Source organism: Sphingomonas gei, from assembly GCF_004792685.1.
Lineage (GTDB): Bacteria > Pseudomonadota > Alphaproteobacteria > Sphingomonadales > Sphingomonadaceae > Sphingomonas > Sphingomonas gei.
Genome location: NZ_SRXT01000001.1, coordinates 192,054 through 218,211 on the forward strand (window position 1 = coordinate 192,054; position 26,158 = coordinate 218,211).

The 26,158-nt window shown below is 67.4% G+C and carries 16 protein-coding genes; 11 read left to right on the plus strand and 5 right to left on the minus strand.

Translation table 11 applies throughout. From position 1 onward, the window contains the following. Positions 1-19: 19 nt before the first annotated feature. The 4 genes from E5A73_RS00820 to E5A73_RS00835 all read left to right on the plus strand — a co-directional run bounded on the left by E5A73_RS00820 (position 20) and on the right by E5A73_RS00835 (position 5,647). Complete coding sequence (locus E5A73_RS00820) at positions 20-751, plus strand: SDR family oxidoreductase (RefSeq protein WP_135961910.1); 732 nt, start codon at positions 20-22, stop codon at positions 749-751. Next, positions 748-2,805 (plus strand): beta-galactosidase, encoded by a 2,058-nt coding sequence (locus tag E5A73_RS00825; protein ID WP_135961911.1) that lies wholly within the window; start codon positions 748-750, stop codon positions 2,803-2,805. The genes E5A73_RS00820 and E5A73_RS00825 overlap by 4 nt, the downstream gene beginning before the upstream one ends. Before the next feature lie 140 nt (positions 2,806-2,945). Next, positions 2,946-4,529, plus strand: a complete 1,584-nt coding sequence (locus tag E5A73_RS00830) for an alpha-L-fucosidase (protein ID WP_240699944.1) — start codon at positions 2,946-2,948, stop codon at positions 4,527-4,529. 2 nt (positions 4,530-4,531) lie between these two features. Beyond that, complete coding sequence (locus E5A73_RS00835; RefSeq protein ID WP_135961912.1) at positions 4,532-5,647, plus strand: SGNH/GDSL hydrolase family protein; 1,116 nt, start codon at positions 4,532-4,534, stop codon at positions 5,645-5,647. A 163-nt stretch (positions 5,648-5,810) separates the two neighbouring features. Here the strand turns inward: E5A73_RS00835 and E5A73_RS00840 are convergent, their stop codons facing one another. Next, a complete protein-coding gene (locus E5A73_RS00840) occupies positions 5,811-9,164 on the minus strand; it encodes a glycosyl hydrolase (RefSeq protein WP_168355756.1) in 3,354 nt (1,117 codons plus the stop codon). Positions 9,165-9,385: 221 nt separating this feature from the next. Here E5A73_RS00840 and E5A73_RS00845 point away from each other — a divergent pair, with 221 nt between their 5' ends. Continuing rightward, complete coding sequence (locus E5A73_RS00845) at positions 9,386-11,335, plus strand: beta-galactosidase (protein ID WP_240699945.1); 1,950 nt, start codon at positions 9,386-9,388, stop codon at positions 11,333-11,335. A 159-nt stretch (positions 11,336-11,494) separates the two neighbouring features. Here E5A73_RS00845 and E5A73_RS00850 read toward each other — a convergent pair whose 3' ends face one another. Next, complete coding sequence (locus E5A73_RS00850) at positions 11,495-14,338, minus strand: alpha-L-rhamnosidase (RefSeq protein WP_135961914.1); 2,844 nt, start codon at positions 14,336-14,338, stop codon at positions 11,495-11,497. A 70-nt stretch (positions 14,339-14,408) separates the two neighbouring features. Between E5A73_RS00850 and E5A73_RS00855 the strand changes: the two genes are divergently transcribed. Beyond that, positions 14,409-15,596 carry an SGNH/GDSL hydrolase family protein gene (locus E5A73_RS00855; RefSeq protein ID WP_135961915.1) on the plus strand — a complete coding sequence of 396 codons (1,188 nt, stop codon included), beginning with the start codon at positions 14,409-14,411 and terminating at the stop codon, positions 15,594-15,596. Here the strand turns inward: E5A73_RS00855 and E5A73_RS00860 are convergent, their stop codons facing one another. From E5A73_RS00860 to E5A73_RS00870, 3 genes are all read right to left on the minus strand, one after another. Beyond that, positions 15,597-16,649 carry a glycoside hydrolase family protein gene (locus E5A73_RS00860; RefSeq protein ID WP_240699946.1) on the minus strand — a complete coding sequence of 351 codons (1,053 nt, stop codon included), beginning with the start codon at positions 16,647-16,649 and terminating at the stop codon, positions 15,597-15,599. Further along, complete coding sequence (locus E5A73_RS00865; protein ID WP_206366348.1) at positions 16,646-17,401, minus strand: FadR/GntR family transcriptional regulator; 756 nt, start codon at positions 17,399-17,401, stop codon at positions 16,646-16,648. The genes E5A73_RS00860 and E5A73_RS00865 overlap by 4 nt, the downstream gene beginning before the upstream one ends. A 105-nt stretch (positions 17,402-17,506) precedes the next feature. After that, entirely contained in the window at positions 17,507-18,796 is a 1,290-nt protein-coding gene (locus E5A73_RS00870) for an amino acid permease (protein ID WP_240699947.1), read from the minus strand. Between the two features lie 93 nt (positions 18,797-18,889). Here E5A73_RS00870 and E5A73_RS00875 point away from each other — a divergent pair, with 93 nt between their 5' ends. The 5 genes from E5A73_RS00875 (at position 18,890) to E5A73_RS00895 (ending at position 26,156) form a co-directional block, all read left to right on the plus strand. Next, positions 18,890-20,470 carry a tetratricopeptide repeat-containing sulfotransferase family protein gene (locus tag E5A73_RS00875; protein ID WP_240699948.1) on the plus strand — a complete coding sequence of 527 codons (1,581 nt, stop codon included), beginning with the start codon at positions 18,890-18,892 and terminating at the stop codon, positions 20,468-20,470. A gap of 115 nt (positions 20,471-20,585) precedes the next feature. After that, positions 20,586-23,126 carry a TonB-dependent receptor gene (locus E5A73_RS00880; RefSeq protein ID WP_135961919.1) on the plus strand — a complete coding sequence of 847 codons (2,541 nt, stop codon included), beginning with the start codon at positions 20,586-20,588 and terminating at the stop codon, positions 23,124-23,126. 47 nt (positions 23,127-23,173) lie between these two features. Then, entirely contained in the window at positions 23,174-24,289 is a 1,116-nt protein-coding gene (locus E5A73_RS00885) for an 8-amino-7-oxononanoate synthase (protein WP_135961920.1), read from the plus strand. Continuing rightward, the gene (bioD, locus tag E5A73_RS00890; RefSeq protein ID WP_135961921.1) at positions 24,286-24,915 is read left to right on the plus strand and encodes a dethiobiotin synthase; all 630 of its coding nucleotides are present in this window, start codon (positions 24,286-24,288) and stop codon (positions 24,913-24,915) included. The genes E5A73_RS00885 and bioD overlap by 4 nt, the downstream gene beginning before the upstream one ends. Next, entirely contained in the window at positions 24,912-26,156 is a 1,245-nt protein-coding gene (locus E5A73_RS00895; protein WP_135961922.1) for an adenosylmethionine--8-amino-7-oxononanoate transaminase, read from the plus strand. Before bioD ends, E5A73_RS00895 begins: the two co-directional genes overlap by 4 nt. Positions 26,157-26,158: the final 2 nt, after the last annotated feature.

The window sequence follows — 26,158 nt, forward strand, 5'->3', positions numbered from 1 at the left end:
GGCCGCAAGGAGTGAGTGAATGACGCATTTGAACGGCCGCACGGTGCTGATCACGGCCGCTGCCCAGGGTATCGGGCGCGCCTCGGCGCTCGCCTTCGCCGATGCCGGCGCCAAGGTGATCGCGACCGATATCGACGAGGCGCGGCTGGCGGAACTCGCCGGCGATACGCGGATCCGCACCGCGCGGCTCAACGTGCTCGACGATGTCGCGGTCGACCGGCTGTTCGACGAGATCGGCGGAGTCGACATATTGTTCAACTGCGCCGGGGTGGTCCATGACGGCGCGGTCGCCGAGATGACCGACAACGACATCGACTTCGCCTTCGACCTCAACGTCAAGGCGATGATCCGCACGATCCGCGCGGCCTTGCCCTATATGATCGAGCGGCGCGACGGGTCGATCGTCAACATGGCGTCGGTCGCGTCGAGCGTGAAGGGCGTGCCCAATCGCTGCGCCTATTCGGTGACCAAGGCGGCGGTCGTCGGGCTCACCAAGTCGGTCGCGGCGGATTATGTTGCGCACAATATCCGCTGCAACGCGATCTGCCCCGGCACGGTCGACACGCCGTCGCTCAACCAGCGCATCGCGCAGGGCGGCACCTACGAGCAGACCAAGGCGACCTTCGTCGCGCGCCAGCCGATCGGGCGTTTCGGCACGCCGGAGGAGATCGCCGAGCTGGCGGTGTATCTCGCGGGGGCGGGCTATACGACCGGCCAGATCCACGTGATCGACGGCGGCTGGACGCAATGACGCGGGCCCTGCTCGCCATCGCCCTCGCCTTTGCCGCGCCGGCCGCGGCCGATCCGCGGCCCGCGCCGACCGTCCAGTCCGAACGGCTGTGGCTGGGCTCGGCCTGGTATCCCGAGCAATGGCCCGAAGCGGCGTGGGAACGCGACATCGTCCTGATGAAGCAGCAGGGCGCCAATGTCGTGCGGATCGGCGAGTTCGCCTGGGCGCGGATGGAGCCCGCCGAAGGCCGGATCGATCTCGACTGGATGGCGCGCGCAATTGCGCTCGCCAGGAAGCACGGGCTCAAGGTGGTGCTGTGCACCCCGACCAACACGCCGCCCGCATGGCTGACCTCGGCCTATCCCGACACGCTGCGCATCGATGGCGCGGGCGTGCAACTGGGGCATGGCGGACGCCGGCAATTCTCGATCTCGAGCCCGCGCTACCGCGAATTGTCGCGCAAGATCGTGACTGCGATGGCCGAGCGCTTCGGCAGCGATCCCGATGTGATCGGCTGGCAGATCGACAATGAATATACCGATGAATCGTACGACCCTTCCGCGCGCGCGGCGTGGGTCGAATGGCTCAAGGAGCGGTTCGGCACGCTCGACGCGCTGAACACCGCGTGGACGACGCAATATTGGTCGCAGACCTATGGCGACTGGGCGCAGGTCCCCTTCAACGACAAGCCCGGCAATCCCGGCTGGATGCTCGAGCTCAAGCGCTTCATCACCTCGACCTGGGTCGGCTTCCAGAAGAACCAGCTCGATACGATCCGTGCGCACGCGGCGCCCCGGCAGTTCGTCACCGCCAATCTCGGCGGGCTCGGCTGGGCCAATCGCTTCGATCGCTACGCGATCAACCGCGACCTCGATATGGCGTCGTGGGACAATTATGTCGGCACCGGCCATCTCGAGCCCTATCGCAACGGCGCGACCCACGATCTGGCGCGCGGCTGGAAGCGCAAGAATTTCTGGGTGATGGAAGCGCAGCCCGGCTTCGTGAACTGGGCGCCGGTCTCGAACATCCTCGATCGCGGCGAGACCCGCGCGATGGCGTGGCACATGATCGGCCATGGCGCCGACGCGGTGCTCTGGTGGCAGTGGCGCCCGGCGCTCAATGGGCAGGAGCAATATCACGGCGCATTGGTCGGCCCCGATGGCGCGCCCTTGCCGTTCTACGAAGAGGCCGCCGAGCTCGGCCGCGACTTCGCTCGCGCTTCGAAGGAAGTCGTGGGCACGCAGCCGGTGTCGCGGGTCGCGATCCTCCAGGACTATGACAGCCGCTGGGCGATCGACTTCCAGCTGCATCACCGCGACTATGACCAGATCAAGCTGCTGCTCGATTATTACCGACCGCTCAAGGACCGGCTGGGCGCGGTGGACATTGTCGAGGCGGCGGGGCCGCTCGACAATTACAAGCTGGCCTTCGCGCCGAGCCTCAACATCATCACCGACGAAATGGCGTCCAAGCTGAGCGCGTGGGTGCGCGACGGCGGCCACCTCGTGCTCGGGCCGCGCTCGGGGATGAAGGACGGGCACAACCGCCTCACCGTGCAGCGCCAGCCCGGGCCGCTCGCCGAACTGCTCGGCGGCCGCGTCGAGCAATTCTACGCGCTGGACGAGCAGGTGCCGGTCAGCGGCGCCGACGGCAGCGCCACCGCGCGGATCTGGGCGGAGCAGCTTTCGACCAAGGCGGCGGATACGCAGGTGCTGATGCGCTACGGCAAGTCGAACGGCTGGCTCGATGGGCAGCCCGCCGCGATCACGCGGGCGGTGGGCAAGGGCCGGATCACCTATCTCGGCACGATGCTCGACGATGTCGCGATGCGCCGCTTCGTCGAGGGACAGGTGCAGGGCGCGGACGTGGCGATGCTCGATCGCTTGCCCGAAGGCGTCGAGCGGATGACCCGCACCGGCAAGGGCCGCGAGATCACGATTTTCGTCAACCATGGCAAGACGCCCCGGACGATCGCGCTGCCAGCGCCGCTGCGCGACGTGCTCAGGGGTGGAACCGTGCGCGAGGTTTCGCTCGGAGCATATGGCGTCGCTGTGCTCGGCACCGGAGCGCGCTGAACGATGCACACACAACCACCGTCATCCCCGCAAAGGCGGGGATCTAAGGCCACGAACAATGCGCTTGGTTCTGGATCCCCGCTTTCGCGGGGATGACGGAGTTGGGGGTGACAAGCACAAATCTTAGGAGAAGAAACCCAATGCGCCACACGATGCGCCTGATGCTCGCCGCCACGGCGTCGCTGTTCGCCGTCTCGGCTTCGGCCCAGACCTACAAGACCGAGGCGGTCGACAAGCAGGTCACCAAAGTCGAGGCCAAGCTCAAGCGCGGCAAGCTCAAGCCCGATTGGGAGTCGCTCGGCGGCTTCAAGGCGCCCGAATGGTTTCGCGATGCCAAGTTCGGCATCTTCATCCATTGGGGCCCCTATGCCGTCCCGGGATTCGCCAACGAATGGTATTCGCGCAACATGTATGTGCCGGGCAACGCGGCTTATACCTATCACCAGAACGTGTTCGGGCCGCAGTCGAAGTTCGGCTACAAGGACTTCATTCCCAAGTTCAAGGCCGAGCGGTTCGACGCCGGCGAGTGGGTCGCGCTCTTCAAGCAGGCCGGTGCGCGCTACGTGATCCCGGTCGCCGAGCATTGCGACGGCTTCGCGATGTACGCCAGCGACATGACCGACTGGAACGCCGCCAAGATGGGGCCGAAACGCGACGTGACCGGCGAGATCGCCAAGGCGACGCGCGCGGCGGGGCTGCATTTCGGCCTGTCGTCGCACCGTGCCGAGCATTATTGGTGGTTCAATGCCGGGCGCGGCTATGACAGCGACGTCAACGACCCGGCCAATGCCGGGCTGTACGGCCCCGCCGCACCGCGCACCTTGCCGGGGGACAATCCCGACGGCGAGCCCAATCCCAGCCATCTCGAAAACTGGTTCCCGCCCGATGACGCGTTCCTGCGCGACTGGCTGGCGCGCGGGACCGAGCTGGTCGACAAATACCAGCCCGAACTGATCTATCTCGACTGGTGGACGATGGCGCCGCGCTTCGATCCCTATCTGCGCCAGTTCACTGCCTATTATTACAACGAGGCCAAGGCGCGCGGGCAGGGGCCGGCGATCACCTATAAGGGCGAGCATTTCCCGGCCAATGCGGCGCTCTACGATGTCGAGCGCGGCAAGCTCGACGCATTGCGGCTGCTGCCGTGGCAGACCGATACGTCGGTGAGCATCGGCAGCTGGGGCTTCGCGCAGAACGACAAATATCGCACGCCCAAGTCGCTGATCGGCGACATGATCGACGTGGTGTCGAAGAACGGCAATCTGCTGCTCAATGTCGGCCCGCGCGCCGACGGCACGATCCCCGAGGAAGCGGCCAATGTGCTGCGTGGGATCGGCGCGTGGCTGGCAGTGAATGGCGAGGCGATCTACGAGACGCGGCCGTGGAAATATTATGGCGAGGGCACGACCTTCGCCGCCACCGGCGAGAAGACCGAGACGGCCAACAAGGCGTTTACCGCGTCCGACATCCGCTTCACCACGCGCGGCGAGACGCTGTACGCGATGGGGCTCGATCGGCCCGCCGACGGCCGCGTGCTGATCAAGACGCTCTATGCTGGCTCGCCCTATCTCGAGCGGCCGATCGCCTCGATCGAACTGCTCGGCGGTGGCGCGGTGGAATGGCGGCAGACCGACAAGGGGCTGGTGGTGACGCTGCCGGCGGCGACCGATCCCGAGCGCATGCCCTATGCGCTGCGGATCAAGTTCCGCGGCGGTTCGCGCTGACGATGCGGCGCGTCCTGGCGGCGGCGCTGCTCATCGCGGCGCTGCCGGCAGGGGCACAGGAAGGGACGTGGCAGCCGGCATGGTACGCCGCGCCGTTTCCGGCGATTCCGGTGCTGTTGCCGAACGATCGACGGACGTTCGAGAACCAGAACGTCCGCCAGTTCCTCACCGTCGAGGCCGAGGGTGATGCGCTGCGGGTGCGGCTGACCAATGAGCTTGGTACCACGCCGCTGCATGTCGGATCGGTGCGGATCGGCCGCGCCGATGCGGATGGCGGCACGATCGTACGGTTCGCCGGGGCGCGGAGCGTGGACATTCCGGCCGGAGCGCCCTTGCTCAGCGACGCGATCGCGATGCGCGTGCGGCGGTTCGAGCGATTGACGGTATCGGTGCATTACGATCGCGCTGCGACGCCCGCCGCGCATCTGCTGCCGGTCGAATTGTCTGAGGGCATGGGGGCACCGCAGAGCGTGCGCGCGCCGGGGATCGTTTCGGCGATCGAAGTGCGCCGGGCGCGGCCGCGCCGGCTCGTCGTCGCGATCGGCGATTCGATCACCGAAGGCACCCCCGATCAGGCAAGCGCGCATCGCAGCTGGCCGCAGCAACTGAGCGCGCGTCTCGGCGTCACCGTGCTCAACGCCGGGATCAGCGGCGGACGCCTGCTCAAGGACGGGGCGGGGCCCTCGCTGCTCGCCCGGCTGGACCGCGACGTGCTGGCGCAGCCGGGAGTCACCGATCTGGTGCTGCTGATCGGGATCAACGACATCGGCAATGGCGAGAAGACCGGCGCGCCGGTGACTGCGGACGCGATCATCGCCGGCTATCGGCAGGTCATCGCCCGCGCGCAGGGCCGCGGCGTGCGTGCGATCGGCGCGACGATCCTGCCCTATCGCGGCGCGGCTTATTACAACGAGCGCGGCGAAGCCGTGCGGCGCGCGGTGAACGCGTGGGTCCGCGAGAGCGGCGAATTCGACGCGGTGATCGACTTTGCCGCGACGGTGGCGGATCCGGCCGATCCTGGCCGTTTGAAGGCGACGTTCGATCCGGGCGACCATCTGCATCCCAATGCCGAGGGATACGCTGCGATGGCCGCAACGGCTGAGCGCGTGCTTCGCTGAACAGCATCGCTAGAGTCGATTTCATATTGACGCAATCGGTGCTTTTCCCGTTCGCCCTGAGCCTGTCGAAGGGCGGCTATCCACGCACGGACCATTGGCGGCATCGCCCTTCGACAAGCTCAGGGCGAACGGCTCGGGTGGGTCAATCTAACTGAAATCGAGTCTAGATGCCGCTGACCTTGGTCACGCCGCGCACAAGGATCCGCACCGGCCCCAGCAGCCCGGCGGGATCGAGCTCGGCGCCTTCGCCGCCGGGAAGCCACTGCTGGCCCTTGCGCAGCATCGGAACAACATGCGTGACGCGCTCGGCCTGGGCCTTGCCGTGATCGCCGATCAGCCGGTTGCGCCAGGTGTTTGCGACGTCGACCTCGATCGTCACCCGGCCGCCAAGGTCGGCCGGCAGGGGGACCTGGAACGGCGGACGCCATGCGTAGCCGATCTGCCGGCCGTTCACCCGCACCGTCGCCAGATTGGCGACGTCGCCGAGATCGAGGACCAGTTCGCGATCCGGGCGGGCCTTGGGCAGCGTTATCGCAGTCGAATAGGTGGCGACGCCCGAATAGAAATGCAGCTCGGGCTCCTCCAGCTCGGTCCACGAACGGAGACGATCGAGCTTCACCGTGCGCGGCCGGTCAAGCCGCTCGGCGAAGCGCAGCGTCCAAGGGCCGTGCACGACCTGCGCGTCTCCATCCGTTATTCGCGCGATCCCGCTGCCGGAGCGCCTGTAGTGCCCGGTGAGGTCGCTGGCGGGGCGTCCCGCATAGGTGCCGGCGAACAGCACGAAGATCGAGCCGCCCGGATCGAGCGTCACGGGCAGGCTGGTAACGCTGCCATCGTCGCGCCACGCACCTGCCGCCTCGACTGCACCGCGGTCGGCATCCCAAAGCTCGGGCGCCGCGCCGGTGCTGCGAAAACGGCCGACGAAGCGCGCTTCGCGGTCCGAGGGATTGAACAGGAAGAACATCGTCCAGCCTGGGCCGTGCCGCTGCGTCCATTCCACGCCTGCGGCACCTTCGGCGACAAAGGCGGGCGTGCCGAGAAGCCGCGCGAGATCGGCGGTCTCCGCGATCTTGCCGCTGCCCCAGAGATCGGCGGCGATCGCGTGCAATCGTGCCTCGCCTGCATCGCCGCTTTCGAGACCGGGCAGCCGCGCCGGCCGCGGACCGATCACGGTGGCACCCTCCGCCACGAGGCGGGCGATGCTCTCGGCCAGCGGCAGCGTCATGCGGTCGCTGGGTGGAAGCACCAGCACGCGATACGAGGCGCCGCCCGGGAGTTCGATCCGACCGTCGCGCACCGTGGCGAGTCTCAGTAGCGCGTCGCGATTGATCGAATCATAGGCAAACCCGCCGGGGAGGGCAGGCGACAATGCCTTCGGCATCAGCGCGCGCGTGGGAATGTCCTCGCCGATGAAATACGCAATGTCGGCAACCGCGCTGCCCGCCTGAAGCAACGCCTGCGCGCGCACGACATAATCGCGCCAACCTTGCCCTGGCTTCCACCAGCTTTGCTGCGCAGCAAAATGCGATCCGATACCGTTCAGCGTCATCCCCGGCGCGCGATCGGGCCAGGGCTGCATCGCCCAGACGTGGAGATGGAGGTGGTTGATCCCCTCGCAGAAATTGTGATCGCCGATCCGCTTGAACAGAAAAGGATGCTCGCGCCACGTCATCAGCCCCTGCGTGAACGCCTCGGCGCCCGCGATCTTGTTGCCGTAGATCCGCGCGCCCGAGACGGCATCCTTGATGTCGTTGGGCTTGTCGTTGCGCGGGGTGTTGACCCAGAATTCGCCCATCGGCTCGTCGAGGTAGCGGGCATAATCGAGCCCATCGGCGAGGAAGGTGGGGTTTTGCGGCTCGCCGCTGAACCGGCAGCCGCGCGCATGCGCCATCGCCGCAATGGGCGCGTAGAAATGGTCGCGCGACAATTCGGCGATTGTGCGGCGCAAGTCGAACAGGAAGGCCTCGCTCGCCTCCATGCTGTCGACCGGCACGCCCGCCATCACGGCCACCCAGGGCAGCGCATCATAGCCGCGCAGGCGCGCGAAATCCTCGGGGAAGGCGGGCGACCAATTCTGGGTGTGCGCCTCCCAGCTGTCGACATGGACGATCTTGAGCGCGCGTTTGCCCGCCGGTCCCAGCCGATCGAGCGCCTTGCCGAACCAATTGTCGAACTGGAGCCTGGCGGCCTCGGGATCGAAGCGGTCGCATTCGAGACCTTCGCCGAGGCCTGCGGCGGCGTTCTTCTTGCCCGTGGTGGTGCAGCCGATGCGGAGGATGCGCCAGCGGCCTTTGGGCGCGTTCCAGCGCAGTCTGCCGCTCGCGTCCATAAACTTGCGCAGGTCGACGATCGCCTCGCTTTTGACACAGGCGGCGGCGGGAAGCGCGTCGTCCTCCATGCGCCTGCTGCGCCCCCAGGCGGCGCCCGACTTGATCGGCAAATGATGCATCGTCGGCATCGACGAGAGATGCAACCCCTTGAGCCGCAGCGCGGTCTCCTGGCCGAAATCCTGGTTCTCGTCATAGTCGAACGGCCCCTCGGGCCGATGGACGAAGCGGAACGCGCGCGCGCTGGTCTCGGGCACGGCGTGGGTGAGGGTGGTGAGGTCGGTCTGCCAGCCATGGCCCGGGTAATCGAGCCGCCCGACCGGCCGCCAGGCGGCGCCATCGTCGCTCGCCTCGACCCACAGGCTGTTCGCGGCGCGCAGCACGCCGCTGGCGAAGCCGGTCCTCGCATTGGGCGTGCGGACCGTCACCGATCGCAGCGTAAACGGCTTTGCGAAGCGATAGACGATCGAGCCGCCTTGTTCGGTATCGATCAGTTCCGCATCGTTGGCGGGATCGGCAAGTGCGGCGGGGTTGGCGAGCGGCAGATCGCTGGTCACCGTCGCGGCCTCGCTGGTCGCCTCCCAGCCGCGGTCGATCGGCACCGCGATCACCGCCACGTCGCGATGATAACCGAGCTTCACCTCGCCGGTTGGCAGCGCGAGGTCGATCGTCCGCCCGCCATCGACCCGGGTCTCGCCCCAGACGAGGTGCTGCATCGACAGTTCGGGGGTGATCCACGGCCCGCTGGCGGTGGCCCAGCCGTCGCACATGTTCATCGCGAGTTCGACGCCAAGCCGCTCGGCCTCGGCGGCGGCATGCTCGATCATTTCCCACCAGACCGGCGTGAGCGCATCGGCGGGCGGGGTCACCTGCGGCGTCTTGCCGCTCTTGCCGATGCTGAACATCGCCGCGCGGCCGATGCCGCCTGTCTTCATTGCGGTCAGATCGGCGGTGATCCCTTCCCGGGTCACCGCGCCGCCCATCCAGTACCAATATGCTGCCAGATGCGCGTCACGGGGGGGATTGCGCCAGCGCTCGGCAAGGTCAGGCGCGGCGGTGGGCAATTCCTCCGGCAGCGCTGCGGCAACCTGCCAATAGCCAGACGCGCACGGCACCGCCGAGAGCGCGAGCGCACCGCCTCCGGCCAAAAGCTCGCGCCGTCCGATACCGCCCGATTGCTTGCTGTTCACGCTTTCACTCCCATCGTCCGGCTTGCCATAAGCGAGTCCTGTCCGTACGCATATCATATTACTAATCGCGGAGAGTATCGGTGGTCCAGCGCAGCTTTGGTCTCTTGGCGACGATTGCGACGGCTGCCCTTGCGATAGCCGCGCCATCGACGGCGCAGGACGCTTCGCGCGCGTCTGCGAAGGCCGCTCTCGCCGCGCCCAAAGTCCCGCTGGCGATCGGGGTGTCGTGGTATCCCGAGCAATGGCCCGAGGCGCGCTGGGCGACCGACCTCGCGATGATGCGGCAGGCCGGGTTCAACACCGTCCGGCTCGCCGAATTCGCCTGGAGCCGAATGGAGCCGAGCGACGGCAGGTTCGACTTCGCATGGCTCGATCGCGCGATCGCCGCGGCGCATGCGGCGGGGATGCAGGTCGTGCTCGGCACCCCCACCGCCGCGCCGCCGGCGTGGATGAGCCAGGCCTATCCCGAGATCCTGCGCGTCGACGAAAACGGCACGCGCGCCGAACATGGCGGACGGCGGCATTTCTCCTTCGCCAGCGCGCGCTATCGGACCTTCGCGACGCGGATCGCCGCGGAGATGGCGAAGCATTATGGCCGCGATCCGCGTATCCTGGGCTGGCAGATCGACAACGAAGTCGGCCCGCCGTCTTTCGATCCCGAAGCGCAGGCGCTGTGGCATGCCTTTCTGGCAAAGCGCTACGGCACGATCGAGACGCTCAACCGCCGCTGGACCACGCACTATTGGAGCCAGCATTACGACAATTTCGCGCAGGTGCCGCTGCGCGCCACCGGGCAGCACAATCCCGGGCTGCTGCTCGACTTCAAGCATTTCGTCACCGCGACCTGGGTCGATTATGTCCAGGCGCAGGCCGGCGCGATCCGCGCGGTGGCCGATCCGCGGCAATGGGTGACCACCAACACGATGTTCTGGAATGCCGGGTTCGATCATTTCGCGATGCACCGCGATCTCGATCTCGCGTCGTGGGACAATTACATCCCCGATGGCCGTCCGGACTGGCTCGCCAATGCCGCCAATCACGATCTGGTGCGCGGCTACAAGCAGCGCAATTTCTGGCTGATGGAGACACAGCCGGGCCGAGTCGACTGGGTGCCGGTCAATCGCGCGCTCGATCGCGGTCAGACGCGCGAACTGGCGTGGCAGGCGATCGGCCATGGCGCCGACGCGGTGCTCTATTGGCAGTGGCGTTCGGCGTTGAACGGTCAGGAGCAATATCACGGCGCGATGCTGGGGGCGGACGGCACGCCCTATCCGATCTTCGACGAGAGCGCCCAGGTCGCGCACGATGCCGCGGCGGCGGGGCCGGCGCTGGCGGGGACCGAACCCGTCGGCAAGATCGCGATGCTGTTCTCCTATGACAGCCGCTGGGCGATCGACTTGCAGCGGCATCATCGCGACTTCGATCCGATCAAGCAGTTCACCGCCTGGTATCGCCCGCTGCGCAGCCTCTCGCAGGCGGTGCACATCGTGCCGATCGACGCCGATCTGAAGCGCTATCCGCTGGTGGTGGCGCCCAGCCTGCATGTGGTGACGCAGGCGGAAGCCGACCGGCTCGCCGGGTACGTCCGCGCCGGCGGGCATCTGGTGCTCGGGCCGCGATCGGGGATGAAGGACGATGCCAACGCGCTATGGCCGCAGCGCCAGCCGGGGCCGCTTGCCGATCTGCTCGGCGCGCAAGTCGAGCAATATTATGCCCTGGATGCCGCCGCGCCGCTGAGCGGGGCGCTCGGCAATGGCGAGACGAGCATCTGGGCCGAGACCATCGCGCCGCGGGCGAAGGATGTCGAAATTCTCGAGCGCTATGGCCCGTCCAACGGTTGGCTCGACGGCAAGCCCGCGGCGGTAACGCGGCGGGTGGGCAAGGGGCGGATCACCTATGTCGGCGTCTGGCCCGATGAGGCGATGCTGCGCGGTTTTGCGCGGCGTTTGCTGGAGGAGGCGAAGGTCGCGCCGGTAATCCCGGACGCGCCGGCGGCGCTCGAAGTGATGGAGCGGGCGGGGGCGGGTAAGCGGATGCTGATACTGATCAACCACGGGGATGCGCCGCTAAGTCCTGCGCTGCCCGCGGGTGCGAAGCCGGTGACGGGTGATCTGCGCGATGGCAGTTTGCCGGCGCATGGGGTGGCGGTGGTGGCGCTGCCGGCGGATTAGGGCGCTGCGTTCCCCTCCCTGAAGGGAGGGGCAGGGGTGGGTGGCGTCGGCTGGGGCTCGATGCCCAGCCGATGCCTCTTGCCGTGACGTGAGCGATTCTTTTGAGCGCGCAGACGCGCGCACCCACCCCCTGCCCCTCCCTGCGAGCAGGGAGGGGAGCTAGACTAGCGCTTCAAATTGGTAGCGGCCCGAACCGAGGACGACCTCCAGCCCGCCGGGTACGACCACGCCCTTCACCGGCTTGCCGCTCGCGGTCACATGCTCGGGCGCCGTCGTCGGCACGATGACCGTCCCCCCGGGGCCGGGCGGGATCACCGCCTCGAGCAGCAGGCCCCCGCCGTCATTCCGCCATCGGCTCGCCACCTCCCCGAGTACGCTGCGATGCCGCGCCGCGGCGGCGCGGGTGGCGCCTACCGGGCGCGGCGCGATCAGCACGATGCGCTCCGGCCGCGCCGCCGCAAAGTCGATGCGGATTCCCGCGAGCGCGCCGTACAGCCAGCCTTCGCCGTGCCCTAGCATGAAATGGTTGAGCGACTTGGTCGGGTTCGCGTCCCATGCCTCGGCCAGCGCCGTCGCGCCGTTCTGCAGCTGCTGGCCGTAGCCCGGACGATCGGTGACGCGCATCATCGCATCGATCACGTCGTCGCGGCGATATGTGGTCAGTGCATCGATGACGTAACGGAAGCCGACATCGCCCGCGGTGACGCCATTGCCATTGGCGCGGACGGCAGCCACCAGATTGTCGAGCACGGCGCGCTCGCGACCCGCCGGCACCATGCCCAGCGCCAGCGGCATCGCCAGCGCGCACTGACTGCCGGTGTCGTAGCTTGCGCGATCGGCGCGGAAGAAGCGCCGGTTGAAGGCGTTGCGCACCGCATCCGCCTGTGCGGTCCAGCGCGCCGCATCGGCCATCGGGCGGCCGGTCAGGCGGGCGATCCGCGCGAGCGCACGCAACGACTCGTACCAGCAGGCGGTGCCGGCCAATGCGCGGCTGGTCAGCTGCGACTCCCCCGGCGGCTTGGGACCGAGATCGTACCAGTCGCCCATGCCGAAATCGATCACGCCGTCCACCGCACGCCCGGCAAGATAGGCCATGTAGCGAACCATCGCAGGGTAGGCCCTCTCCAGCACCGTGCGGTCGCCATAAGCGCGATAGGCGGCCCAGGGCGAAAGCACCGCCGCGACGCCCCATTCGGGCGAGTTGCGCCAGATCGTGTCGCCACCGTCCTTGTCGAGGAAGGCGACATATTCGGGGGCGATGCCGGGGACCATGCCGTCGGGCTGCTGCGCATCGGCGATGTCGATAGCCATCTTCTCGTAGAGCGCGGCGGCGTCGCGATTGTAGAGGATCGTCGGCGCGTTGAGATGGGTCTGCTCGAGCCAGCCGAGCTTCTCGCGGTGCGGGCAATCGGTGAGCACGCTCGCCATGTTGCTGCGCAGCGCCTGGTCGATCAGGTGGTGCGTGGCGACGAACAGCTGCTCGCTGCTGTCGAAGCTGCCGACCTGGGTCAGGCCGGCATGGACGAAGTCGATTTCGATCCGCTCGATCCGCGGGGCCTGACCGCCGCCTTCGAGGGGCAGAAGTTCCGCCTCGAGATAGCGGAAGCCCTGATGGATGAAGCGCGGCTGGAAAGTCTCGGCGCCGCGGCCGGCGAGAATGTATTCGAAGCGAGTCTCGTTCTTTGGCGAGGCGTTGAAGCTGCGCTGGCTGACGCCGCCGTCCGGGTCCAGCGCCTCGCCGGGGCGCAGCCGGACACGGCTGCCCGCAGGTCCGTGCAGGACCGCGCGCGGGCGTGCCGAGCAATTCTCGCCGAAATCATAGACGATCCTGCCATTGCCGAGCGGCGTCACCCGGATGGGCGCGATCGTGCGTTGGACCTCGATCCCCGGAATGCCCTGCGCCCTCAGCGTTCCGCCGGGGCCCCCGACGCCAAGCGGCGCGCGCCAGCCTGCGCCTGGCGCGCCGGGGCGGTCCCAGCCGGGAATTTCGAGTCGGCCGTCGACATCCTCGCCGCCATAGACGTTCGAATAACGGATCGGGCCTTCGCGGGTCTGCCACTCGTGGTCCGAGACGATGGTACGCAGGCTGCCATCTGCCAATTCCATATCGAGCCGGGCGATCAGCTTGGGCTGGCCGAAGCTGTCGACGAACTTGACGTAGCGGCCGGGCACGCGTTCGACATTGTACATGCCGTTGCCGAGCATCACCCCGATCGCGTTGGCCCCGCGGGCGAGCAGCGCAGTGATGTCGTGGCTGGTATAGAGGATCGTGTGGCGATAGTCGGTCCAGCCGGGATTGAGCATCGCGCGCGTGACCGGCGTGCCGTTGACCGTCACATCGCCGTGCCCGAGCGCGGCGATCGACAGGATGGCGCGGCGCGGGCGGCCAGGGAGATCGAATGCCCGGCGAAAGATCGGCAACGGCTCGGGCGGCCTGGCCGGCGAACGATCACTGCCGCGGCTGTGCGATCCGCGCGGGCGATCGGGCGTCGCGGCGATCCACTCGGCCTGCCATTGATCGGCGGCGAGCAGCCCGGTGACGAAGTGCGCAGGCGCGGATCGGCCGCAGGACCTGCCGGTCTGGTCCGAGATCTCGACGCACCAGTGATAGTCGCGATGCGGTTCGAGCATGAGCGGGGCAGGGGGCTGGGCAGCGGGGTGTGCGCCGGCGATGCGCCCGCTGTCCCAAACCTCGCCGCGTCCGGCATCGAGGGCGGCGCGGCTGCGTGCAATCAGAACCCGCGAAGCGGATTGCGCGAGTCCCCGCGCACGTTGATCCCGGGCCATGGGCTCCCACGTGAAGCGGGGCTGCAGCGAGTCGATCCCCACGGGCGATTCGCGCCACTCGACTCGCAGGCGATCGGCGCGGAGAGCTCCGGTGACCGCCTTCGCCGCTGCCGGCAAGGCGCGTGCCGCACTCAACCCCGTCAGCCCCGCTCCCGCAACCTTCAGTGCCCCGCGACGGTTGACCTTCGAACGCTCCGACAAAATACGTTTCTCCACATCCCGCGCTTGAGCCCGGCGGCGCAATGCGTATCATATTACTAATTGCTGTCCACGGGAGATCACTGCCATGTCCGCACGCCCAACGGCCGCCCTGCTCGCCCTGTTTTTGCCGGCGTCGCTGGCGCTTGCCGGAGCGGCTGCGCCCGACCGCTGGCAGGCGGCGTGGGTGGCGCCGCCGATCGGCTGGGAGCCCAAGTCCAAGGGCGCGTATCCCGATCCGATCGAGAATCAGACGGTGCGCCAGACGATCCGGATCGCGGCTGCGGGCGAACGCATCCGAATCCGGCTGACCAACGAGCTTGGTGCCGAGCCGCTGCGGATCGGCGCCGCGAGTGTGGCCATCGAAGGCGGCGCGCCGGTGCCGTTGCGCTTCTCGGGCGCGCAATCGATCCTTATCCCGACGGGTGCGCCGGCGTATAGCGATCCGCTGCCGTTCCCGGTTTCGCCCGGCACGCAATTGGTGCTCAGCGTCTATTATCCCGATAAGGTCACTCCCGCAGCGCACGCCCAGAAGGTGCGACTGAGCAAGGGCGACACCACGCGCAACGCCGGGCAGGGGACGGAAGCGCGCAGCGCCGGCCTCGCCTCGTCGGTGGAGGTCCCCGGAACCGTGCGCGGGCGGGTACTGGTCGCTTTCGGGGATTCGATCACCGAAGGCGCGGGCGCATCGGATTCGGCGCGGACGAGTTGGCCGGCGCAGGTCTCGGCCGCGCTCGCCGCGCGGCGCGACGCGCGCTGCTGGACGGTGGTCAATGCCGGGATCAGCGGCAATCGCCTGCTCCACGACGGGCGCGGGCCTAATGCCCTGGCGCGCTTCGACCGCGACGTGCTGTCGGTGCCCGGCGTCACCCATGTCGTATTGCTCGAAGGGATCAACGATATCGGCGCGGGCAAGACCAATCCCGCCCAGGCGGTCAGTGCCGATCAGGTGATCGCCGCGTACCGCCAGCTCATCGATCGGGGGCATGCGCGTGGATTGAAGGTGCTCGGCGGCACGCTGCTCCCGTTCGTCGGCGCGGCATATCAGGATGCGGCGGGCGAGGCGAAGCGCGTGACGGTCAATCAGTGGATCCGCAGCTCAGGCGCGTTCGACGGCGTGATCGACTTCGACGCCGCCACCCGCGACCCCGCGAAGCGCGACCGGCTCGTCGCCGGGTTCGAGATCGGCGACCATCTCCACCCCAACGACGCCGGCTATACCGCGATGGCGCGCGCCGCGACGCCGGTCATCGCGCGGCAAGGGTGCCCGCGCTGACTACCAGGCGCGCGAGCGTGCCACGGCGATCCCGCGCACTTCGTTGGGCCATTTGCCGCTGACCGCGCAGTAGAAGTGGTAGAGATCGCCCTTGTGGAAGATCACCGAGGGCTTGTGCGCATAAGTGTCGTCGACCGAACCCGGCGGGCCGACATCGACGAGGATCTCGGGCACCTTGGCAAAGTCGGTGGGTGAGGAACCCAGCGCCAGCAAGTCGCGGGCGCGCTTGTCGGTCGACAGGCCGAAATAGAACATCCCCCATTTGCCGCGATGCTCGACCACCACGGGATCGCTGGCGAAGCGATCGTCCCAGCTTCCGGCCGGGCCGTTGCGGATCAGCGGGCTGGCGGGGTGGCGCGTCCAGGTTTTCAGGTCCTTCGACGTGGCGAGGCCGGTCTGTTCCTTCCACGACGTGCCGGTCGTCTTGGCGTTGTAATAGAGGTGATAGATATCGCCGACGCGGATCAGATAGGGCTTGTAGAGCCCGCCGCGCTCCCATTCGGCACCGTCCTGCGGCAGCAGGATCGGGTCGCCGCGCGCCCAGTGGAGCAGATCGTCGCTCCACGCGAGCCCGATCACCGCCGGCCCTTCCTCATAGCCGGCGCTCGGATAGGCGTGCCAAGCGCCGAGATAGCGGCCCTTGACCTTGATCAGCCGCGCCGGGCTTTCGAGCGCGTTCTCGCGCAGGATCGAGGCCATCGCGACATTGTAGCGCGTCACCGCCGAGGCAGGATCGCGCTCGAGGATCAGTCGCCGGTTCGACCAGTGGACCAGGTCATGCGATTCGGCGAGAGCGGTCTGATAGCCGATGCCGTCGAAGCCGACATAGGTCAGATAGAAGCGGCCGTTCGCCGAGAAGACGAACGGGCAATCGACCGACTTCTCGTCGAAGCTGCCGGCGATTTGCGACGGGCCGACGACCAGCTCCGGATGCTTGAAGGGCGTGCGATAGGGCGCGACTGGGTCTCCCGCAGCCAGCACCTTGCCGCCGCCCGCCAGCAATCCCGCCGCGGTGGCGCCGCCCAAAACTGCCCGTCGATTGAAACCGCTCACAATGCCATGCCTTGCTGGTCGGGCGCGCCTTCGTTGCGCGGCGCCGCGTCGTTGATGACGCCGAGCATCGCCGCCGATGCGGCGGCGGGGTCTCCGGCGACGATCGCGTCGAGGATCGCCTCGTGCTTCGCCACCGTCTCGAGGTGGAGTTCGGGATGTTCGCGCGGCGCGATCGGGCTGAACGATGCCGCCAGCGCGGTCTCGATCACCGAAGCGATCGAGCGCATCAGCAGATTGCCCGATGCCGCACCGATCGCGAGATGGAAGTCGAGATCGGCCTGGGCGAAGCGCATCGCGTCCTGATCGACGATTCGCATGCGATCGAGCGCGGCACGGATCGCAGTGATCGCGGCCTCTTCGCGCCGCTCGGCCGCCAGCGCGGCGGCGCGCGGCTCGATCAGCCGCCGGATTTCGGCCATGTCGCGGCGGAAGGCGTCGTCGAGGCCGATCGCGACTTTCCAGCTGAGGACCTCGGCGTCGAAGAAATTCCAGTGGACGGGCTGGGTGACTCGCGTGCCGACGCGCGCCTTGGCGGCGAGCAAGCCCTTTGCCGACAGCGTCTTGAGCACTTCGCGCAGCACGGTGCGCGAGATCTGGAAGCGGGCGAGCAGATCGGCTTCATTGGGCAGATTGCCGCCGACAGCGTGCTTGCCCGCCAGTATCTCCATGCCGAGCGCACGCGCGACCTGATCATGACTCGATATCGCGCGTTCCGACAAGGACCGGAAGCTGATCATGCTGGCGTCGATCATTCGCGTGCGGGTCCCCTCCAGGCGCTCCGGCGATCGGTGCCGAAAAGCCCATCGGTTCGCAAGACATATAGTATTATTTTTTGTCGGTCGGGCGTGCTCGCAGAACTATCGGGCGCGCCGCACCCACAGGAATACCGGCAGGCCGAGCGCGAGCAGCCCCAGACCCCACAGGTTCGCGCGCAAGCCGAGCCCATAGATCATCCACAGCACGAAACCCGCGGCGATGATCGCCGCCACCGTCACCGCCCGATCCCCGGCGAGCAGCTTGAGCGCCGCCAGCGCACTGACGAAATAAGCGAGCATCCCCGCGGCGAGGCTGATCGTCGCGATCTCGGCGAACAAAGTGGCTGTAGAGCCGGTATAGTTCAGCGCCATCACCAGCGTCACCAGCACGCCCGACACCAGATGCGCGCGCGCCGGAGTGCCGTGGCGGTTCTCCTTGGCGAACCATGCCGGAAAGACTCCGCCGCGCGCCATTGCCCAGGGCATCTCGCCTTGCAGCAGGATGAAGCCGTTGAGCGTGCCGAGCGCGCTGATCGCAGCGAACAGGGCTACGATGAGCTGGGCGCCCGCGCCCCACGACCGGCCGAGAAACGCTGCGAGCGGCGACGGCGACGCGGCGACCGCGTCCGCAGGCATCATCAGCGTGATCGTGCCCGCGACGAGCACATAGACCAGCCCGGTAAGCGCGGTGCCGAGCAGCGTCACCAGCGGCACCGTGCGGGCAGCGTCCTTGACCTTGTCGGCCGGGACCGTCGCCGACTCGACGCCGAGGAAGCCCCAGAACGTCAGTGCGACTGCGCCCGCGACTGCGCCTGCGCCGATCGGCACCGACGGATTCGCGGCGATCGCCGCATGGCCGTCGCGCAGCAGCAACCAGAGCGCGAGAACGACGATGCCCGCAAGGGGCAACAGCTTCAGGATCGCGGTGACCAGCTGGATCCGGCCCGCCAGGGCGACGCCGCGGATGTTGACTGCGACCAGCGCCCAGATCAGCACCAATGCAGTGCCGAACGCGGGCGCGCCGCTGGCCAGCAGCGGGAACGGAACGCCCAGCGCGCTCACCACGGCGATGGCGACTGCGCCATTGCCCGCCCAGACGAGGATCCAATAGCTCCACGCCACCGCGAACCCCACAACCGGGCCGAACGCCGCGTCGGCAAACGCATAGGGTCCGCCCGCGCAGGGCAGTTTCGCCGCGAGCCGGGCGAAGACGAAGGCGAGCGCCATCGCGCCGAGGATCGTGACGCCCCAGCCGATCAGCGCATTGGCGCCGAGCGGCGCGAGCGTCGCGGGCAGCAGATAGATGCCCGATCCGATCATGTTGCCGACGACCAGCGCGAGTGCCGGCCAGAAGCCGAGAATGCGTCGTGGCAAGGAGGCGGCAGCGCTCACCCGCTTGTTGTCACTGCGGCGGCGCCGCGCGTCCAGCGGTAAAAACGGACGGGGTGCTTGATCGCGCCGCGGGCGCGTGGTCATCTTCGCGCGATGCCCGCGACGCGCTTTCCACCCGACCTGATGACTGCCGCGCTGGCGCTGCACGACAATCGCATTCCCGAGGCCGAACGTGGGCTCAAGGACTATCTCAAGCGCGATCCGTTCGATGCGCGCGCGATCCGGATGCTCGCCGAGCTGGCCGGGCGGATCGGACGATTGAAGGATGCCGAGAATTTGCTGCGCCGTGCGGTCGAGCTCGCGCCTGCTTTCACTGCCGCGCGCGCCAATCTGGCGCTCGTCCTTTATCGCCAGAACCGGGCGAGCGAAGCGCTGGAGGAGCTCGACCGGCTGATCGAGGCCGAGCCCGATCATCCCGGTCATGCCAATCTCAAGGCCGCGACGCTCGGCCGGCTCGGCGCGTTCGAGGAGGCGATCACGCTCTACGAACGCGTGCTGGTCGACGCCCCGGCGCAGCCCAAATTGTGGATGAGCTATGGCCATATGCTCAAGACGGTGGGTCGCCAGGCGGACGGCGTGGCGGCCTACCGCCAGGCGCTGGCCTTGTCACCGACGCTGGGCGAAGCGTGGTGGAGCCTCGCCAATCTCAAGACGGTGCGCTTCGACGACGCCGACATCGCCGCGATGGAAGCGGCACAGGCCGAGCCCGGCATAAGCGAGGAGGACCGCTTCCACCTGGATTTCGCATTGGGCAAGGCATTCGAAGACCGTCGCGACGCTGACCGCGCCTTTGGTCATTATTGCGCGGGCAACGCCCTGCGCCGCACGCAGCTCGTCTACGACGCCGGCGAGACCGAACGCTTCGTCGACGACTGCATCGCGCTCGCCACCGCAGACTTCTTCGACGATCGCGCGGGTTGGGGGAGCGATGCGCGCGATCCCGTGTTCATCCTCGGCATGCCGCGCGCGGGCTCGACGCTGGTCGAGCAGATCCTCGCCAGCCATAGCCGGATCGAGGGCACGACCGAGCTCCCCGATCTTCCCGCGCTCGCGCGCAAGCTCGCTGCATATCCGCAGGGCCTCGCCGAGATGACCGCCGAGCGCGCCCGCGAACTGGGCGAGGAATATCTGCGCCGCACCGCGGTCCAGCGCCGGACCGATCGCCCGCTGTTCGTCGACAAGCTTCCCAACAACTGGGCGCATATGGTGCTGATCCGGCTGATCCTGCCAAACGCCACGATCATCGATGCGCGCCGCGAACCGCGCGCGTGCTGCTTCTCCAACTTCAAGCAGCATTTCGCACGCGGCCAGGCGTTCAGCTACGCGCTCGACGACATGGCGCGATATTACCGCGATTATGTGCGGCTGATGGCGCATCTCGACCGAGTCCAGCCGGGACGGGTGCACCGGGTGTTCCACGAAGCTTTGGTCGCGGATACCGAGGCCGAGGTGCGCCGGCTGCTCGACGCTTGCGGCGTCGGTTTCGAACCTGCCTGCCTTGCCTTTCATGAGACCGAGCGGGCGGTGCGCACGGCCAGTTCGGAGCAGGTTCGCCAGCCGATCTTCACCGGCGGCGACCGCGCCTGGCGTGCGTTCGCGCCGCATCTGGGGCCGCTGATCGGGGCGTTGGGCGATGTGGTCGAGCTTTATCCGGACGTCCCGCCAGACTTGTAACGTTGCAGAAACGTCACGCTCGCCCAAGATCGTATAGTGGTTTCGTGTGTAACGATTGACGACTGCTGCATCGCAGCACAGTCTTGCATGACATTGATGTTACGTGGGGGCCGTGATGATCATCCCAATGCGCCGTGCCGTGCTTTCCGGGCTGCTCGCATCGACGGCCCTGACCCTCCCGGCGATGGCGCAAGCCCAGGATGCCGAGACAAGCAGCGACCTTCCCAGCGACCGCGACGAAATCGTCGTCACCGCGCAGAAGCGCGACGAGAACATCCAGTCGGTGCCGATCAGTATCCAGGCGATCGGGACGCGCAAGCTCGACCAGCTCAACATCTCCAATTTCACCCAATATACCCAGCTGCTGCCGTCGGTGGCGTTCCAGACCGTGCAGCCGGGCGTCACCACCGTCTATATGCGCGGCGTCGCATCGGGCGGCGACGGCAACCATTCGGGGTCGCTGCCTTCGGTCGGCAGCTATCTCGACGAGCAGCCGGTGACGACGATCGGCGGCACGCTCGACGTCCATATCTACGATATCGCGCGGATCGAGAGCCTCGCCGGGCCGCAGGGCACGCTCTACGGGGCGTCGAGCCAGGCGGGGACGATCCGCATCATCACCAACAAGCCCGAGACCGCGGGTTTCGAAGGCCGGGTCGATGTCGAGGGCAACACCGTCGCGCATGGCGGGCAGGGCGGCAAGATCGAGGGGATGATCAACACGCCCTTTTCGGACCGCGCGGCGCTCCGCGTCGTCGGCTTCTACCAGCGCGACGCAGGCTATATCGACAATGTGCCGGGCACGCGCACCTTCTGCGGCACGCCGACTTTCGATGCAAATGGCGACGTCAACGGCTGCATCAAGGACGGAATCACCGTCAAAAATGACGCCTTCGTCCAGGAGAACTACAACGATACCGAGACCTGGGGCGGCCGCGCCGCGCTCAAGGTCGATCTCGACGCGGATTGGACGGTCACGCCGACCGTTCTCTACCAGGAGATGCGCAGCCACGGCAGCTACGGCTCCGACCAGCAGGTCGGTGATCTCGAGGTGCAGCGTTTCTATCCGGAATATCGCCGCGACCGCTTCATTCAGGGCGCGCTGACGATCGAAGGCAAGATCGGCAACTGGGACATTACCTATGCCGGCGCCTATCTCGATCGGAGAACTGCCTCCTCCAGCGATTACACCGATTATTCTGAGGCATACGACAATCTCTACGCATCGGTGGGCGGGCTCGCGGGCTATTTCTATTATCAGGACAATGCCGGCAACACGATCGATCCGCGACAAGTCGTGGTCGCCTCGGATCACTTCAAGAAGACCAGCCAGGAGCTGCGTGTCGCGTCGCCGTCGGAGGAGTCGTTCCGCGTCGTCGCGGGAATGTTCTACCAGCGTCAGTCGAACCTGATCCACCAGGATTATCAAATCCCCAATCTCGGTGCCGCCGTGTCGGTGAACGGATCGCCGGGGACATTGTGGCTCACCCAGCAGCACCGGGTCGACAAGGATTATGCGATGTTCGGTGAGGCGAGTCTCGATTTGTCGCCCAAGCTGACCGTCACTGCGGGCGGCCGCGCCTATATCTACGATAATTCGCTGATCGGCTTCTTCGGCTTTGGCCGAAATCCCGGCGTCGATCCCGCAGACGGGCGACCCTATACGGCATCGCCGTTCAACGCCGCAGGCAGTTCGCGGACCGGCGTCGCAGGCTGTTTCCTCGCCGACGGCAGGACCTTGCGCGATGCGTATCTCGACGGCAGCCCTACCAACACGCTGCTTCCGGCGATGGTCTCCGGCGGGCCGTGCACCAATCTCGCGACCTATGTCGGCGGCGAGCTGCGTCCCAAAAAGACCAGCGATCAGGGAATCACCTATCGCTTCAACCTGACCTGGAAACCCAGCGACGGTTTGCTTTTCTACGCCGTCGCTTCGAGCGGCTTCCGGCCGGGCGGGATCAACCGGCGCGGGGATGTCGCTTCTTATGCCACGGACGTGCTCTACAATTACGAGCTGGGCTGGAAGACGACGCTGGCCGACGGCAGGCTGCGCTTCAACGGCTCGATCTATCAGCAGAGCTGGAAGGATTTTCAATTCTCGTTCCTAGGCGAGAACAGCTTCACGATCATCCAGAACGGCCCCGACGCGCGCATCCGCGGTGTGGAGATGGACGCCAATCTCGCGCTGGGGGGACTGACGCTCACCGCTGCTGGCTCGTACACCGACGCCAAGACCCGCGAGGACCTTTGCGAGACTCAAATCTGTATCGGCGACGGAACCGATGTGCTGGCACCCGAGGGCACGCGCCTACCGATCACGCCGCGCTTCAAGATCAGCGGCACGGCACGCTACGCGGTCCCGGTCGGGTCGGGCCGCGCCTATGTGCAGGGGCTGATCGCGCACCAGAGTTCGGCATCCTCCGACATCCGCGTCGCCAAGGCGGCGGCGCTCGGCCGGCTGGAGGCATATACCACCGGCAATCTCGCAATCGGCTTCGAGCTCGCCCGCTACAATTTCGAATTGTTCGCGCAGAATCTGTGGGACGAGCGCGGCCAGATTTCGCGCTTCCAGCAATGCGGCGCGTGCGACCAGCGGCCTTATTTCGTCCCGATCACGCCGCGAACGATCGGGATACGGGCGGGCGCGCGGTTCTGAACCGATCCGGCTTGGCTCGGGCGGGGTGATTTGTGTAGGCGGCTCGCGTGTCCGCCCTTTTCACCGCTCATCAGCAGGATCTTGCCCAACTCGCTGCGCACAACCGCGCGCGGCGGCTGGTCGCGCGTGCCGGGCGTGACTTCTCCTCGAACGACTATCTCGGGCTGGCGAAGTCGCCTCGGCTGGCCGCGGCGATCACCGACGCGATCGGCCGCGGCGTACCCGTCGGGTCGGGCGGCTCGCGGCTGTTGCGCGGCAATCACGCCGAGCACGAGGCGCTCGAGGCCGAGGCCGCGCGTTTCTTCCGCAGCGAGACGGCGTTGTATTTTTCGAGCGGCTATGCCGCCAACGCGGCGCTGCTTTCGACTCTCCCGCAGCACGGCGACCTGATCCTCCATGACGCGCTCATCCACGCCAGCGCGCATGAGGGGATGCGGCTCAGCCGCGCCGACTATCGCGCAGCCCGGCACAACGACCTGGGCGCATTCGCCGACGCGATTCGCGAATGGCGGGCGTCGGGCGGTAGGGGCCGCATCTGGATCGCAGTCGAAAGCCTCTACAGCATGGATGGCGACCGCGCACCGTTGGCCGAATTGGCCACGCTTGCGGCACAGGAAGACGCGATCCTGCTGATCGACGAGGCGCACGCGACGGGAGTGTTCGGGTCCGACGGAAGCGGCTTTTCGGCCGAACTGGAAGGGCGCGACAATGTGATCACGCTGCATACGTGCGGCAAGGCACTCGGTTGTGAGGGCGCGCTGGTGTGCGGGCCCAAGGTGGTGCGCGACTTTCTGGTCAATCGGGGTCGCGCATTCATCTTCTCGACAGCGCCTTCGCCGTTGATGGCAGCAGCGGTCCGCGAGGCGCTTCGTATCGTCGCCGACGAGCCCGAGCGTCGCGCGCGGCTGCAACGGCTGATCCAAATGGCCGGAGACGCGCTGGCGCCGCACGGCGTCGGCGTGACGGGGTCGCAGATCCTGCCCTTGATCATCGGCGAGGAGGGCGAGACGATGCGCCGGGCGGCGGTGCTCCAGGCAGCCGGGTTCGACGTACGCGGCATCCGTCCGCCGACCGTTCCCGCGGGCACCGCGCGGCTGCGCATCTCGCTGACGCTCAATGTCGAGGAGCGCGACGTGCGTGCACTTGCCGGAGCCCTCGCATGAGCCGGGCGATCGTAGTGACCGGCACCGATACGGGTGTCGGCAAGACGGTATTCGCGGCGGCACTCGCCGGTGCGTTGGCGGGCGCTTATTGGAAGCCGATCCAGGCCGGGCTCGACGATGGCGGGGACAGCGCGACGGTGGCGGCGTTGTCGGGGCTGGCCGCGGACTGCATCCTGCCTGAAGCCTATCGACTGCGCACGCCATGCTCGCCGCACCGCGCCGCCGAGCTCGACGGGCTGACGATCGAACCCTCCAGGCTGGCACCGCCGCCGTGCGACCGGCCGCTGGTGATCGAAGGGGCAGGGGGCGCGCTCGTCCCCGTCACGCGCGATCTGCTCTACGCTGACCTGTTTGCGCGCTGGCAATCGCCGGTGGTGCTGGTCGCGCGCACCGCGCTCGGCACGATCAACCACAGCCTGCTCTCGATCGAAGCCCTGCGCGCACGCGGCATTCCGATCCTCGGCATCGCATTCGTCGGCGACGCGAACGAGGACAGCGAAGCGACGATCGCCGCGATCGGCGGGGTACGCCGTCTCGGGCGGTTGCCGCGGCTCGATCCGCTCGATCGCGACACGCTCGCCGGCGCGTTCCGGGCCAATTTCCAGGTCGCGGACTTCGCGGCATGACATCGCCGATCTGGCACCCCTTCACGCAGCACGGCCTGGCCGAGCCGATCCCGCTGATCGCCCGCGCCGAGGGTGCGGCGCTGTACACGCGCGAAGGCGTGCGGATCATCGATGCGATCTCGTCCTGGTGGGTGACGACGCACGGGCATGCGCATCCGAAGATCGTGGCGGCGATCGCCGAGCAGGCGGGCCGGCTCGATCAGATCATCTTCGCGGGCTACACCCACGAGCCCGCCGAGACGCTCGCCCGCGCGCTGATCGCGATGATGCCGGATCCGCTGGCGCATATATTCTTTTCGGACAGCGGCTCGACCAGCGTCGAAGTGGCGCTCAAGATGTCGCTCGGCTTCTGGGCGAACCGGGGCGCGCCGCGGCACCGCATCGTCGTGATGGAGCATAGCTATCATGGCGACACGATCGGCGCGATGTCGGTGGGTGCGCGCGGCGTGTTCAACCAACCCTATGCGCCATTGCTGTTCGACGTTGCGACGATTCCGTTTCCCGAGGCGGGTGCCGAGCAGGCGACGCTCGACGCGCTCGAAGCCAATTGCCGCGATGCGCCGGCCGCGCTCATCGTCGAGCCGCTGATCCTGGGTGCGGGGGGCATGAAGATCTACGCGCCGGCCATGCTCGCCGAGATGCGCGCGATCTGCGCGCGGCACGGCGTGCTGTTCATCGCCGACGAAGTGATGACCGGCTGGGGGCGGACCGGCACCTTGCTGGCTTGTACGCAGGCCGGGATCGTGCCCGACATATTGTGCCTGTCGAAGGGGCTGACCGGCGGCGCAGTGCCGCTCGCCGTGACATTGGCGACGCCGGAGATCTTCGACGCGCATTTGTCGAGCGACCGCGCGCGGATGTTCTTCCACTCGTCGAGCTACACTGCCAATCCGATCGCCTGCGCGGCGGCGAACGCCAATCTGGCGATCTGGCGCGACGAGCCGGTGCTGGACCGCGTCGCCGAGGTCGAACGCAGCCAGCGGGCGTTGCTCGCCGCGATCGCGGACCATTCGAAGGTCGTGAACGCACGGCAGCTGGGCACGATTACGGCATTCGAAGTAGACGAGCGCTCAGGCAATTACCTCTCGCCAATAGCACCCCGGCTGGCGGCATTTTGCCGTGATCGCGGGGTGTTGCTTCGTCCGCTCGGCAACACCATTTACGTCATGCCGCCTTATTGCATCGGCGACGATCTCGACACCGTCTACGCTGTCATAGAGGCGTATCTGTCGGCCGATTGATT